Raw genomic sequence first — 13,422 nt, forward strand, 5'->3', positions numbered from 1 at the left:
CTTTTCTAAAGTGTCGTTAAAATCGTTCCTTCTGCTCGTACTTGCCCTTCATCATATTCCATTAAGACTTTCTCACCCTTGTATTTCTCCCCTGTCTCAACAGTTAAAACCTCTAAACCGTTTATCGAAAAAGTATAACGACCTCCTTTTTTCAGGAGGCTTATCCGCTGGGGGAAGGTGAAATCAACGTGTTGCGGCAAATCACTACACTGAGTTTGCGATGGATTCTCGACCGCAGCAACCAGTCGGTGACCTTCGCTGTAAATTGTCCACCGGATGTTGTCTGACAGGCTTACTCCCATTTTTGCACACTTATCCAAAAACGTGGCAGTCGTTTCAAAATAAAAGTCATCCGTCTTTTTTTCACTCAAAAGCCTGTTTATGTCCTTTAAAGAAGACATAAAACGAGCATCAACGGAGGGAGTTGCCGGAAAGGGCAGGCGGTTGTCCGACGGAGGCTCCAGCCAAATATGGTCGTCCTGCCACTCAAAAAGTCCTACCCTTACCCGGCGCTCCTGAACGCCTTCGTCTGGGCTGTACCCATGATAGATGTAATAATCGTTTACCCCGTCAGGACCTTTAGTGACCACATGGTGCCCGGGACCTTCACAGAATTCATTGCTTTTTAGAATGGCTTTGCCTCCCTGCCACTTCTTCCAGCTCGTATCCTTCATTCCTTGTTCTCCCATAGGCTCGTCCGAGGTGGCATAATACATGCCATAGCTGTCATCCCCGAAATATCCTGCGCTGTACATCTGGTAATAGCGGCCGAGGTGCTTTAACACAAAGGGGCCTTCGTTCCAGAAAAAGGTTCCTTCCTTGTTGCCTTCCCACGCATGTTCCGGCCTCACAACCATCGCCGGCTTGCCATCCAGTGTTTCAAGGTCTTTCATACGATCGACCACATTGCCGGTTCCAATAATGCCTCCCGGTCCCCGGGTGAGATCGTTGCGCACATTATAATACATATAAAACGTGCCATCATCATCCTGAAACGGATGGGCGTCAATGGACCATTCTCTGGTTAATGGTTCGTCTGCCAGGATGAACGGTCCTGTCGGCGATGCCGATTTAGCTACACCTATCCGCCGGTTCTCATCATCGGCGGTGCCGTCCCCGCTTCTCGTTGCACCGGTTACATACATGTAGAAAATACCGTTGCTGCAGAGTACCTCCGGGGCCCAAAGGTCGATTTGAGCCCAGTGATTCCGGTCATCCGAAGCCCAGAGTGCAACACCTGCCTCCTCCCAGTCTACTAAATTAAAAGACCGGTAGACGGGGACTTTTCTAGGGCCGGTATGATAGAGATAATAAACACCTTTAAACTTGAGAACCGCGGGATCGCCGTGATCAGTCCCTTTCTTTGCGATAACCGGGTTATTGTAGTCCATTACCGGTCTCCTTCGTCCGGCGATTTAGGTTCATGCTTCCCCTCATTGATTGCCCGGATGATATTCAGATCAATTTTCGGTTTCCGGTCATAGGTGAGTAGGCCGTTAATCTCTTGTTCTACATCGGTGAGCTGCGTATAGCAGAACCCCTGTACGAGTGGGGATTCGAGCATAGCTGATACGACATCATAATAACGCTGTTCAAAATCGTTGTCGTCTGTAGCTCCGGAATAGCCCCAGCCCTCCCAGTCACTTTTCTTATAGGCAATCCCCCCGAACTCAGTTACCTGAAAAGGCTCTCCCTTGTATTCATATCCCGGTACATAGATAAAGCGGTGACCCGGTTGGGAATTTAGGATGTTATCTACCTCACGATAACGTTCTTTGAGGACGCCTTTATCGCTTTCATAGTCATGAATGGTACAGAGATCTGACTTCGTATGCTCCCAGCCGTCATTTGACATCACGAGTCGGGTTGAGTCCAGGGACTTGGTCAAATAATACATGGCCAGTGTATGTTCCTGTTGTTTTTTATCCCCTAAAAGCTTTGGCACTCCCCAACTCTCGTTAATCGGTACCCACGCTACAATGGAGGGATGGTTGTAATCTCTTTCTACGGCTTTCTGCCACTCTGCTGTCAGGCGTCGTACAGCGTCATCTGTATACGTGTAGCTGTTTGCCATTTCTCCCCAGACAAGAATACCCAGCTGATCCGCCCAGTAATAATACCTTGGGTCTTCAATCTTCTGGTGTTTACGAGCGCCGTTAAAGCCCATTTCCTTTGTGAGTTCCACATCTTTTTTAATAGCTTCATCCGACGGCGGCGTTAATAGTCCGTCTTCAAAATACCCCTGATCCAATACGAGTTTCATATAATAAGGGCGGTTATTGAGCATCACGGTACCATTGTCAATGGAGACCTTCCTCATGCCGAAATAACTCTTCACTTCATCGAAGATTGCTCCGTCTTTTTTTACCCGGAAGGTGATATCGTAAAGATTCGGATGCTCCGGGCTCCATAAACGTCCCTCGTCATGGACATGGAAATCATTTAGATAAACACTCCTGCTACCTTTTTTATGGAGAAGGTTCACTGTGTCAAGCGCTACTGCCTCCCCGTCAAAGGCAATTTCCACTTCAAGCTGATAACCGGGGGCTGCATCGTTCAGTGCATACTCCAGAGTGATTTCGTCCTTATCAATATCCGGGGTCATCTTCACCCTTTCAAGGTAGGTTGGTGCTACAGCCTCCATCCATACCGTTTGCCAGATCCCTGTGGTTCTTGTATAAAAAATACCTTCCGATTTTTCTTTCCAATACTGCTTTCCGCGGGGCTGGTCAAGGTCTTTTGTTGCATCTTCCACCCGGACAGTCAGTTGATTACGCTCCTGAATAACATCCGTAATGTCCGCTTTAAAAGGCACGTGCCCACCCTCATGGCTTGCAACAAGCTGCCCGTTTACCCAGACAGAAGCCTGATAGTCTACTGCACCAAAGTGGAGGATGATCCCTTTTCCCGCCCACTTATCAGGCACGTCAAACGTTCGGCTGTACCAGACAATATCGTGAAAATCGGTGTCGTGAATGCCGCTCAGTTCACTGGTATAGCTGAAAGGCACCGTTATTTCTTTTGAATAAAGGTGATCATGGGTAAACCATTTTTCCGAGAGTCCTTTATTTTCATCATCGAAATCAAATTGCCACTGCCCATTTAAACTCTTCCAGTCTTCTCTGACAAATTGGGGTCTGGGATATTCCGAACGAGGTATGCTTGTCACATTCAACACTTCCTTTTTATGAATTTATGAATAATAGATCAATGGTTAGTTAAGTAACTTAATTTACTTAACATTTATCCTAACCCAACTTGTATACGGTTTCAAGAACTAGTTAAAGAGCAGCTGCCGTTAAAATCCAAATGACTTCCCGCACCTTTTTTGGTGTTGTTTATAAGCCTTTCAAACGCTGCTGCTACACGGTTTTTCCTCCGCTTAAGTACGCCGTTTTCCATCCTTAGGTCATATAAGCCGAACGGAAGCAGCTCTTCCTCAACGGGTTTTCCTGATGTGCGGTACCCCCAGTCCACGAGATCCATAAATGGAAACCAGGTTAATCCGCGCAGTGGAATGCCTTCCCTGACCATGCCACATGAGGCGGCATAACATTCTTCCAGCCATGATATTCTTTCATTTTCCGAGCCTCTGAAGCTTGTTTCCGTAATCATCACAGGCCGGTTATAGCGCTTGTGAAAAGTACTGATGATAGACTTCAGTTCTCTCCCCCCACCCAGGACATGAGGATAAATAACGAACCCTTTTTCATCCCTTTTCACTTCATGAACACTGAACTGAGGGTAATAATTGACGCCGATCATATCAAAATCTATTGGATTGTGTTGAAACCATTCCAGTGAAGAAGGGGCTGTTCCATAGCGGGTCATTAACGGATACAGCATATGAGATTTATCGATCCTCCCCCGAAGAAGCTCCCACATCACCATGCTGTTTTCATTCCACAATTCGGCTTCACCCTGGAGGAGCGGGTCGTACGTAAAGTAATGTTTAGTAGCATCCACATGTATGAAGATTGCATCCGGTACGACGTCCCTTACCGCGTTTACAGTGTGCACAATTCCTTTGCCAAGCTGTATCACAAGACTGTAAAAACCGCCGAGACCCGTCTGATAAGGCGGCCAGACACCGTTCAGTCCGCAAAACTCAGCGTTCACGTAAGGTTCATTGAGAGGCGTGTAATATTTTATGAAACTGCCGTATCTCTCAGCAAACGCCCTTGCATAACGTGCCACATACTCCGGATACCCGCCATTGGAAAATTCATTCTTCAGCCAGTGCGGAGTACCATAATGCATAAGATCAATAACCGGTATGAGTACCGAACTTTCCCTGAAGTAGTTCATCACCTGATCAACCCACGACCAGTCAAACACATTCTCCTCCGGCTCTACCTTGTGCCAGGGAATACCGTACCTGATCATGGTTACGCCAAGGTTTTTCGCCCTGTCCAGATCTTCTTTCCAGTATCGGTAGTGCTGGGTCAGTTCATATTCATCGAGCGGACGTTCTCCTCTTTCAACCTGCGTCACAAAGGTATTTTCAATGCCAACTGCCCATAAAAAGGGTAACTTCAACTGAACCATTCCTCCCTTTACTCGTTCGTTACCGGCCCTTCCTGCAACCCGCTGCCCGGACTGCCGTTCTCAATTTCAGGCCATCCGTCATTCCACACAATTCTGTCAAGCATCAACGGGCGCCTCGTCACTCCACTTCCGATCCAGGGGTTTTCCTTATCGATGGCGTGGTAGATCATCCAGTCTTCCCCAGCCTCATCGGTAATGACCGCATTGTGTCCCGGTCCGGCAAACGCGTCACTTCCCGTAAGAATTAAACTGCCGCTCGATTCATTGAGGTCATTCCCTTCTTTATCAAGATAGGGACCTTTAAGATTATCGGCTTTCCCCACGGATACACGGTACTCGCTCCACTGCCCTTCACAGCAGGATCCTTTTGAACCGAAGAAATAAAAGCTTCCTTCACGCTCAATAATGTAAGGTGCTTCAAAATCAGTTCCTGCGATCTGAAACTTTTCCCCGGTATAACCCAATCCATCTTCGGTCAGCTCAATTCCCCATATTCCATACCAGCTCCCCCAAAATAAATAGGGGGTTCCTTCATCCACATATAATTGGGGATCAATGGAGTTTGGAACGCCGATTTCCTCACTGTCAAAGAGTTTTCCCTGATCTTCAAAGGGACCTTCAGGCGCATCCGATACAGCGACTCCGACTGCAGGATTAGCATCCCCCCAAGTAGACTGGGAGTAATACAAGTAGTACTTTCCGTTAAAGAAGGAGATATCAGGTGCCCAAATTCCCCCGTCCTCTTTCCAGTCCGGCTTTTCATGAAATGCTTCTCCCACATACTCCCAGTCTGTCAGGTTTCTGGAGCGGACGATCGGGACCACTCTCGAACCCATCCCATCACCCCAGTTATCTTCGGTACCGTACACATAATAGAAACCATCCTCAGCTTTGATTATGGAAGGGTCTGCGATAACCGGTTCAAAAACAGGGTTTTGATATTCTGTACCCACTGCCGCTGAATCCTTCTCCCTTTCAAATAAAAAATAAAACAAAATTCCCGATGAAACGACTAAAGCTAAAGCAGCGATTCCGATCCGCCTGCCATTCACCTTTTTCTTTTCCCCGGAATGTTGCATGCCTTCTTTCTCCACCAGCCCATTCTCCCCTTCCAGACTAAAAGATTTAGAATATTGTCTCTTTTACAATAGCTGATCAACCGGACAAAAATCAAGGTTAGTAAATTAATTTAACTTTTTATTTTAAATTTCCTTGCCACTTTTCCATGTATGCGCTATCATTAACTCAAATAAGTTAAGTAATTTAACATACCTACCGAATTAAATGTCTGTATTTTCTGTCAAGTATCTCAGCACGACGGGTAGAGATACCCTTTATATTAATCTTTTATTTTAGGGGGAATGATGATGAAAAAGTACAGGAAGTGGCTTATGACAGCTTCGGCTGCAGCACTGTTAACCGTAGTCGGCTGCAGTGAGCCGGAGCAGCAAAGTTCCGGAGAAGATGGCGTTGATGGGGAAACGGAGACAGACCTTCCCGGAGATGTGGAAGAAGCCGAAATTACATTGGATTTCTGGAACGGTTTTACCGGACCCGATGGAGATGACATTGCTCAAATCATCGCAGAGTTCAATGAATTACATGAAGGTGAAATTGCCATCCGGACACAAACCATGCCTTGGGATAACTTTTACGATCAATACAGAACGGTCGTTACAAGCGGTGAAGCACCGGACATTGCCGTTATGCACCTTGATTCAATTGCCGGTTATGCAAGGTATGATCTACTAACACCACTTGACGAACTTGCCGCAGACATAGGTCTTGAGGCAGACGACTTCATTACAGAAGTATGGGAAGCAGGAGAATATGAAGGAAGCCGTTACGGCATTCCTTTGGATGTGCACCCTCTCGCCCTTTACTACAATATAGACTTACTTGAAGAAGCCGGGTACAGTGAACCGCCAGCCACTTATGATGAGCTTGTTGAAATGTCACTTGCGGTACAGGAAGAAACGGACGCATACGGAATTGCAATGCCGGTTTACTGGCCGAGTAATATGATTTTCTACTCTTCCCTTATGTCTCACAGAGGGCAGTCTGTTGATGCTGAAGATGGAATTACACCTCTTTACAACAGCCCGGAAGGAGAAGAAGCCCTTCAGAAAATGGTAGACCTTGTTTTTGAACATGAGGTTTCTCCTTCTGATGTGCAGGCTGATGGAGAAGTAACCTTATTCCGTCAGGGGAACAGCGCGTTCCACATTAACGGGATCTGGATGATTTCTGGATTCGAAGAACAGGACGGGTTGAATTTCGCCACAGCACCTGTACCGCAATTCGGAAGTGAAGAAGCGGTATGGGCCGGGTCCCATAACTTTGTTCTCCCTAAGCAGGAGGAAGAAGATCCAGAAAGACTTGAAGCTTCGATGAAATTCATTCAATATGTTTCCGAGAACAGCCTGCAATGGGCAAAAGCCGGACAGGTCCCGGCCACTTATTCCGTTTTGGAAAGTGACGAATTCCAGGAGCTTGAGCACCAGTACAATGCCTCCCAGCAGCAATTTGTCTTTCCTCCATCGTCACCGTTTTATGGTGATGCCTGGGGTCCTACAGGCCCGGCTGTGGACGAAGCCATGCTTGGCCAGCTTACTCCGGCTGAAGCGTTGGAGCGGGCAGCCCGTGAAGGAGAAGAAAACGCCAGAGATGCATCTCAGTAATATGGATGAATGATCGACCAACATTTATACGAATAAGGAGGGGGGAATCCCCTCCTTATTCGTTAAATAGGAGAGGAAATGTATGAATCGAACAAGCACCAGTCCCCGTCCGAACAAAAAAACAGATTGGAAAGAAAAGCTCACACCGCTCTTTTTCCTTGCACCACATCTGATTTTCTTCATTATCTTTTTGGCCTATCCTACCATATACGGGTTTATTATCAGTTTTCACAGCTGGAACTTTTTCACCGACATGCAGTTTGTCGGTCTGCAAAACTACGCAAACATTCTCTGGAACAGCGAAAGTCTCTATTTTGACTATTTTTGGTCTGCATTTCGGGCCACCCTGATTTTTGTCGTCATGAGTGTTCCTTTTCTTGTCATTATTCCTTTATTTCTGGCCATGGCGATTCACACACGTCCTGTGGGACACAATTTTTTCAGGGCCCTGTTTTATGCACCGAGCCTTTTATCCGTTGTAACCGTTGTTCTTATCTGGATCTGGCTTCTTGATACAAATGCAGGTCTTGTAAACTACTATCTCGGCACAATCGGTCTCGACAATGTTCCGTGGCTTACCCGGACACCGTGGGTCTGGATTTCACTCGTTGTAATGACGATCTGGTGGACAATCGGTACAAATATGATCCTCTTCCTTGCCGGACTCGGTGAAATTCCCGACCAGCTTTATGAAGCAGCAAAAATAGACGGAGCAAACCGGTTCAAACAGTTTATTCACGTGACACTGCCCGGCCTGAAGGGACCTATGGCCTTTGTCGTCGTCATGACAACCCTGGCTTCCTTTAACGTAATGGCCCAGCCGCAGCTTGCTACAGGAGGCGGACCCGGCTACGAAACCCGTGTTTTGATTTTATACATCTATGAAGTCGGCTTTACCGGAGGGAATCCCCGTGCAGGTCTGGCAGCAGCCATGTCCGTTGTTCTCGGGATGATTTTACTCAGTATCAGCCTCATCCAGTTTAAACTTATGACGAAGGAAAAATAACGCCCTCATGCACGGGAACAGGAGGATTACCTATGGCTCTTGAAGATAAAAAATCGAAATGGATCAGTTTTACCTTTCTAAGTATGATGGCATTATTCTGGATCCTGCCTTTGATATGGGTTGTCTCAACATCTTTAAAACCCGAAAGTCAGGCCATATCCTGGCCGATTCGCTGGATCCCTGAAACGCTGACCTTCGACAACTACCGCGACGTGATGCTGCGTCAGGATGTACCTATTTTGCGCTGGTTTTGGAACAGCTTTCTTATTGCCACTATTCATACCGCCCTGATGCTTTTATTCAACTCCATGTCAGCCTACGCCTTTGCCCGATTACAGTTCCGGGGAAGAGACCTCCTCTTCTGGTCACTGATGGGAACGATGATGATCCCTCCAGTCATGAACCTTGTTCCGTTATACGGTTTGATCAGTACGTTTGGGTGGGTTAATAATTACGCAGCCATGATATTTCCGGGGCTTGCCAGTGTATTCGGCATCTTCCTGCTGCGTCAGTTTTTCATCTCCATTCCCCACGAGCTTGAGGAAGCTGCACGGATTGACGGCGCAGGTCATTTTTACATTTACCGCAAAATCATCCTGCCCCTGTCCAAACCATCTCTCGTAGTACTGGCTTTGTTTACATTCATGGCGAACTGGAACGACTACTTGTGGCCTCTCATCGTCACAACAAGTGCAGATATGAGAACACTGCCGGTAGGATTGGCCATAATGCAGGGACAATTCAATATCCAGTTTGCTAAACTGATGGCAGCAACCATTTTCTCCGCGCTTCCTGTTATCATCTTGTTCATGTTTGCCCAGCGCTTTATTGTTAAAGGAATCGCATTATCTGGAATTAAAGGATAGATGGCTATGAAACAGGCAATGACTGTATTTTACCGCTCCATTTTTGATACGTACCAGCATCTCTGGACCCTCGTCTGGGCAACGATGCTCTGGTGGATCTGTATCCTCCCGGTTGTAACATCCGGGCCTGCCACTGCAGGGTTGTTTTATGTTGTGAAAAAAATCCGGAACGGTGAGCCGGCTGTGCCGGGAGATTTCTTTAAAGGGGCACATAAATACAAGGGAATCGGGCTGAAGATCTCATGCTGCTCCATATTTATCACCGTACCGGGAGGCATCTATTTTTTCATCCTCCTTGGCACCGGTTCGTTTATTGCTTATTTTACAGCGATGATTATTTTATATATGGTTCTGATGTGGTTCCTGCTTCTTCTTTATGTGATGCCATTAATGGTAGAGCAGGACATTCACAGCCTGTCTCTTCTGCTGAAAAGATCCTTCCGTCTCTTAAGTGAAAACTATCTGTTTACCATTAACATGGCACTGTACCTATTACTCCTCACATTCTTCAGTACGGTCATAACCATTATAATGGCTGTGTGGGCTGGATGGATAGCGAAAAATGCCTATAACGCTCTCATCTTTTTGCTCCATAAACACGAGGTCGCCGACTATGAGTTCAGCGGTGACGTATCCTGGAAAGGCGCATGGCGTACGTGGAAATAACAGAAGTGCCCGGATATCATCCGAATGACATTTAATTAAAAGATTGGTAAAATTCAGGTACAACCTGTCTCTTTATTTTTGAATCTTTATGATCCTATGAATAGAATAGAGGTTCCCATTATGCATTACGTTCCTAAAAAAGGAAGCTTTGAAAGCATGAAATCGACGAATAAATCCTCCGTACTCAACCTCATCCGGGTGAGAGGACCGATTTCCCGTGCCGACATTGCCAAAATTACAAAGTTAACCCCTCCCACGGTCAGTACGATTGTGGCAGAGCTTCTTACTGAAGATATTATTTACGAAAAACAAGGTACAGGCAAAGCCACCGGCGGCAGAAAACCATTCATGCTAAGCCTCTCTGATTCGTCCTATTATGTCGTAGGTGTATACGCGGCAGCTGAGGTCGTCCACACCGTCCTTTCCAACTTAAAGGGCGACATCGTATCAGAGAAAAAATCACCTGTACCAGACCCGGCAACAAAAGATCAGTTTCTCCGCCTCCTTGATGCCGAGATCAAAAATCAGCTGGAGCAAAACAACATTACAAAACAATCTGTATTAGGAATAGGGGTGGCCATGCATGGTCTGGTAGACCCCGATAAAGGCATTGCTCTCTTCTCCCCTCACTTAAACCTTGAAAACATTCCTGTTAAGGAGTACTTGGAGGAAAGAATAAAGGTGCCTGTTTTAATCGAAAACGATGTTCGCGCCCTTTCGTTGGCCGAAAGCTGGTACGGTGAAGGACAGGAAGTATCCGATTTTATCTGCCTGAGTGTCGGTCTTGGCGTAGGATCCGGGATTTTTATCAACAATGATATTTACAAAGGCCCTTACAATACATCAGGCGAAATCGGACACACCATTGTGGATGTCAACGGTCCAAGGTGTCGCTGCGGAAATTACGGATGTCTGGAAGCATTCGCCTCAGAGTACGCAGTTGTAAATAAAATAAAGAAAGACCTGCGGCTCGGCAAGACAACCCTCATTCGTGATTGGCTCAACGATGAACGTGAGTTAACGTTTGACCTTGTGATGAAAGCCGCTGATCAGGGAGACCGTCTTGCCTGTGACACCCTTCAGGAATCAGGGCGGTTCTTAGGCATTGCCATTGCGAACCTTTATAACCTGCTTACCCCTTCAAAAATCATTTTGGAAGGCCGTATTTTTAAAGCTGGTGAGATGGTGTTGGAACCGATGAAACAAATGATCAAACAATGTTCCATTCAGCACAGCATTAATGAAGATACGATCGTTTTATCCAGACTCGGGAAAAAAGGAATGGTCGTCGGCGCCTATACCCTCGTCCTGCGGGAGTTGTTTACGCCAGGAATCTCTTAAATGCCTCTTGTTTTCTTAAGACTGTCAACCAATTGTTGACAGTCTTTTTTCAGTTGGCCTCTAACAGAATCATTCCGAAGGCAACCTTGTCAAAAATCCTCTTTCACCTTTAGCATCCACATAAATACAGGCCCCTGACCTTTGTTCTATTAATGAATCGTAATGGAAACTGACTATTGCTTCATTCTCGACTGAAGATTTTCAATGGCCCTTGTTAAATTCTCAATGCGTTTTTCAAACCTCGTTAACAGATAAAACGCGACCAAAACCGGAAACCCTACATTCCCTGCAATGATTGCCCAGTCCGGAATCGTCTCCATCCTTTTCCCTCCTTCTTTTCAGCCACTGTTTTGGATCTGCACACATGCCCCCATCGTCATCACGCCGTTCTCCCCTGACCTGATACCTGTAAAAGAGGGAATCCGCCTAGGTCTTCACAACCAAAAAGAGATAACCACTTGTTTCATCTGTTTATTTATCCGAAAATAGGAACAAATGTTCGTATTTTGGTTGTTAAATTGATTGGCATGAACCCTTTAAATGGTAACCAAACACCTTAGGAGGAAAGCGATGCTAAAAAAGAAAAACACTGAAAAGCATCTCATTAATCGTTTTAGAGAGCGTCACCCTGCAATTTCAGATAATCCTTTATTTAATTCGTTTCTAAATGACCATACACACCGATCCTTACTGACTGATGTTCTAAAGCACCCTACCGATAACAATAAGGCCGCAGCACTTGACCGGGCGTTCAGAGATTATTTCACCGGAGTGAGAATGATCAATTACCTTTCACAGACACTGTATTGGGAAGCAGTCAGTTATGACAAAAAAAGAAGAGAGACTTCTATCACCTTCCCCCTGATCCTGGATCAACCCATAAAAGAAGAGGATTCAGCGGTGGTTGAAACTATCGAAGCGGACGAGCGGGTTGAAGACGAAGTGATCGAAGGGGAGCATCTGGCTTTGCATGAACGAATTGAAAACCCTAAGCTCCAAAAAGGTCTTCAAAAGCTTACCCACCGTCAGCAGGAAGTGCTTCAATTGATTTACGGGGAAGAAAAAACAATGACAGAAGCTGCACATGAACTTGGTGTCAGCCAGCAGGCGGTCTCAAAAATACACCGCTCAGCCATCAAAAAATTGAAACGTTCGTTGAAGGGAGGAGTATTAGATGAAGGAATGGCGGATGCTGATTGAACGTTCACAGAAAGGCGACGAAGAAAGCACATTGAAAATCATTGGAAAAATAGAACCAAAAATCAGGAAATCTCTGTATCAGACTGATGTTCAGGAAAGGGAAAACCTTGAACAGGAACTGCGGATCAAAACAATGAAGGTTGTTCAGTCATTTGATACCCAGAAGGTTCCGGGGTTCTGGGAGTGGCTGGATGAAGCAAAATAAATCCGGTGCCCTTTTTAAAGTTTCTACTGTCCCAGGTTGTTACTAAACGTCCTTCCGTCCCTTTTATAAGTGAAAGCAGAAAAAGAAAAAAGGAGAGGATTGTATGACAAAATTAGTATGGTTGGATGCAGGACATGGGGGAAACGATCCGGGAGCTACGGGACATGGATTATTAGAGAAGAATCTGTGCCTTGACCGTGTTCTGAGGATGCAGCAGATTTTTGATGAATATGAAGGGGTTCATACCCTTTTAACACGCAGTACCGATGTGTTTGTGGACCTGGAAGTCCGGGCCCAAAACGCCAATAATGCAGGAGCAGATGTCTTTATCAGTGATCATAAAAATGCCTTTAACGGATCTGTCCGCGGTTTCGAAAGTTATATCTGGAATGGCGGAGTGAGCCAGGTAACCCGTAACCTTCAGACAGCCATTCATAACCGTGTTGCTGCGGCACTCGGCAGCTACAGCCTGCCGGATCGCGGCCGAAAAGAAGCCAATTTCAGTGTCCTCCGTAATACTTCAATGCCTGCAGTTCTTCTTGAAGAGGCGTTTATTGATAACATCACGGACAATAACCTGATGCGACAAGCCGCTTTTAAAGAAGCCTACTGCCGGGCTGTAGTGGAAGGAATTGCAGCTCACCTCGGCCTGCAAAAACGGGAAACCGGCACACAGATGGTGGTTGTTGAAGTTGATACACTGAACGTATATTCACTACCATCCTGGGATGATGAGGCGATCGCCGGAACCGTATTCAAAGGTGAGGCGTTTACCATTGTCGAACGGGTAGCCGTCCCCGGCAGCACCACAGATATGTACCGCCTCCTGAGCGGGCTTTATATAACAACGGATCCAAACCTAGTGAGGGTAATCAATATCTGAGGAAGACCTGCTCCAGGCAGAGGCTG

Annotated in this window: 13 protein-coding genes; 8 read left to right on the top strand and 5 right to left on the bottom strand. The window is 46.2% G+C overall.

The genetic code is table 11. The annotated features are described in order from the left end of the window. Nucleotides 1-5: 5 nt before the first annotated feature. From EBO34_RS13105 to EBO34_RS13120, 4 genes are all read right to left on the bottom strand, one after another. The gene (locus EBO34_RS13105) at nucleotides 6-1,391 is read right to left on the bottom strand and encodes a glycoside hydrolase family 43 protein (RefSeq protein WP_122899266.1); all 1,386 of its coding nucleotides are present in this window, start codon (nucleotides 1,389-1,391) and stop codon (nucleotides 6-8) included. Then, the gene (locus tag EBO34_RS13110; RefSeq protein ID WP_122899268.1) at nucleotides 1,391-3,169 is read right to left on the bottom strand and encodes a glycoside hydrolase family 2 protein; all 1,779 of its coding nucleotides are present in this window, start codon (nucleotides 3,167-3,169) and stop codon (nucleotides 1,391-1,393) included. Before EBO34_RS13110 ends, EBO34_RS13105 begins: the two co-directional genes overlap by 1 nt. 101 nt (nucleotides 3,170-3,270) lie before the next feature. Continuing rightward, nucleotides 3,271-4,539: a family 1 glycosylhydrolase gene (locus EBO34_RS13115; protein WP_183163870.1), complete on the bottom strand. Its 1,269-nt coding sequence runs from the start codon at nucleotides 4,537-4,539 to the stop codon at nucleotides 3,271-3,273. Between the two features lie 17 nt (nucleotides 4,540-4,556). After that, complete coding sequence (locus tag EBO34_RS13120; RefSeq protein WP_249414091.1) at nucleotides 4,557-5,642, bottom strand: family 43 glycosylhydrolase; 1,086 nt, start codon at nucleotides 5,640-5,642, stop codon at nucleotides 4,557-4,559. 273 nt (nucleotides 5,643-5,915) lie between these two features. Here EBO34_RS13120 and EBO34_RS13125 point away from each other — a divergent pair, with 273 nt between their 5' ends. The 5 genes from EBO34_RS13125 (at nucleotide 5,916) to EBO34_RS13145 (ending at nucleotide 11,108) form a co-directional block, all read left to right on the top strand. Continuing rightward, nucleotides 5,916-7,229: an ABC transporter substrate-binding protein gene (locus EBO34_RS13125; protein WP_122899272.1), complete on the top strand. Its 1,314-nt coding sequence runs from the start codon at nucleotides 5,916-5,918 to the stop codon at nucleotides 7,227-7,229. An 82-nt stretch (nucleotides 7,230-7,311) separates the two neighbouring features. Further along, entirely contained in the window at nucleotides 7,312-8,235 is a 924-nt protein-coding gene (locus tag EBO34_RS13130; protein ID WP_122899274.1) for a carbohydrate ABC transporter permease, read from the top strand. Nucleotides 8,236-8,267: 32 nt separating this feature from the next. Then, entirely contained in the window at nucleotides 8,268-9,101 is an 834-nt protein-coding gene (locus EBO34_RS13135) for a carbohydrate ABC transporter permease (RefSeq protein ID WP_122899276.1), read from the top strand. A 6-nt stretch (nucleotides 9,102-9,107) separates the two neighbouring features. Further along, nucleotides 9,108-9,767 (top strand): DUF624 domain-containing protein, encoded by a 660-nt coding sequence (locus tag EBO34_RS13140; protein ID WP_183163871.1) that lies wholly within the window; start codon nucleotides 9,108-9,110, stop codon nucleotides 9,765-9,767. Between the two features lie 156 nt (nucleotides 9,768-9,923). Continuing rightward, the gene (locus tag EBO34_RS13145) at nucleotides 9,924-11,108 is read left to right on the top strand and encodes an ROK family transcriptional regulator (protein ID WP_249414092.1); all 1,185 of its coding nucleotides are present in this window, start codon (nucleotides 9,924-9,926) and stop codon (nucleotides 11,106-11,108) included. A 173-nt stretch (nucleotides 11,109-11,281) separates the two neighbouring features. Here EBO34_RS13145 and EBO34_RS13150 read toward each other — a convergent pair whose 3' ends face one another. Continuing rightward, nucleotides 11,282-11,428, bottom strand: coding sequence for a YvrJ family protein (locus EBO34_RS13150; protein WP_122899283.1), 147 nt, complete (start codon nucleotides 11,426-11,428; stop codon nucleotides 11,282-11,284). 250 nt (nucleotides 11,429-11,678) lie between these two features. Between EBO34_RS13150 and EBO34_RS13155 the strand changes: the two genes are divergently transcribed. The 3 genes from EBO34_RS13155 to EBO34_RS13165 all read left to right on the top strand — a co-directional run bounded on the left by EBO34_RS13155 (nucleotide 11,679) and on the right by EBO34_RS13165 (nucleotide 13,396). Then, the gene (locus tag EBO34_RS13155) at nucleotides 11,679-12,308 is read left to right on the top strand and encodes a sigma-70 family RNA polymerase sigma factor (RefSeq protein WP_183163872.1); all 630 of its coding nucleotides are present in this window, start codon (nucleotides 11,679-11,681) and stop codon (nucleotides 12,306-12,308) included. Further along, the gene (locus EBO34_RS13160; protein WP_122899287.1) at nucleotides 12,283-12,513 is read left to right on the top strand and encodes a helix-turn-helix domain-containing protein; all 231 of its coding nucleotides are present in this window, start codon (nucleotides 12,283-12,285) and stop codon (nucleotides 12,511-12,513) included. The genes EBO34_RS13155 and EBO34_RS13160 overlap by 26 nt, the downstream gene beginning before the upstream one ends. Before the next feature lie 103 nt (nucleotides 12,514-12,616). After that, nucleotides 12,617-13,396, top strand: coding sequence for an N-acetylmuramoyl-L-alanine amidase family protein (locus EBO34_RS13165; RefSeq protein WP_122899290.1), 780 nt, complete (start codon nucleotides 12,617-12,619; stop codon nucleotides 13,394-13,396). Nucleotides 13,397-13,422: the final 26 nt, after the last annotated feature.

This window comes from Alteribacter keqinensis, assembly GCF_003710255.1.
Taxonomy (GTDB): domain Bacteria; phylum Bacillota; class Bacilli; order Bacillales; family Salisediminibacteriaceae; genus Alteribacter; species Alteribacter keqinensis.

What these genes read in the sequence shown, in the direction of transcription:
- EBO34_RS13105 (WP_122899266.1), bottom strand. Translation starts at nt 1,391, where the DNA reads ATGGACTACAATAACCCGGTTATCGCAAAGAAAGGGACTGATCACGGC.
- EBO34_RS13125 (WP_122899272.1), top strand. Translation starts at nt 5,916, where the DNA reads ATGAAAAAGTACAGGAAGTGGCTTATGACAGCTTCGGCTGCAGCACTG.
- EBO34_RS13130 (WP_122899274.1), top strand. Translation starts at nt 7,312, where the DNA reads ATGAATCGAACAAGCACCAGTCCCCGTCCGAACAAAAAAACAGATTGG.
- EBO34_RS13135 (WP_122899276.1), top strand. Translation starts at nt 8,268, where the DNA reads ATGGCTCTTGAAGATAAAAAATCGAAATGGATCAGTTTTACCTTTCTA.
- EBO34_RS13140 (WP_183163871.1), top strand. Translation starts at nt 9,108, where the DNA reads ATGAAACAGGCAATGACTGTATTTTACCGCTCCATTTTTGATACGTAC.
- EBO34_RS13145 (WP_249414092.1), top strand. Translation starts at nt 9,924, where the DNA reads ATGAAATCGACGAATAAATCCTCCGTACTCAACCTCATCCGGGTGAGA.
- EBO34_RS13150 (WP_122899283.1), bottom strand. Translation starts at nt 11,428, where the DNA reads ATGGAGACGATTCCGGACTGGGCAATCATTGCAGGGAATGTAGGGTTT.
- EBO34_RS13155 (WP_183163872.1), top strand. Translation starts at nt 11,679, where the DNA reads ATGCTAAAAAAGAAAAACACTGAAAAGCATCTCATTAATCGTTTTAGA.
- EBO34_RS13160 (WP_122899287.1), top strand. Translation starts at nt 12,283, where the DNA reads ATGAAGGAATGGCGGATGCTGATTGAACGTTCACAGAAAGGCGACGAA.
- EBO34_RS13165 (WP_122899290.1), top strand. Translation starts at nt 12,617, where the DNA reads ATGACAAAATTAGTATGGTTGGATGCAGGACATGGGGGAAACGATCCG.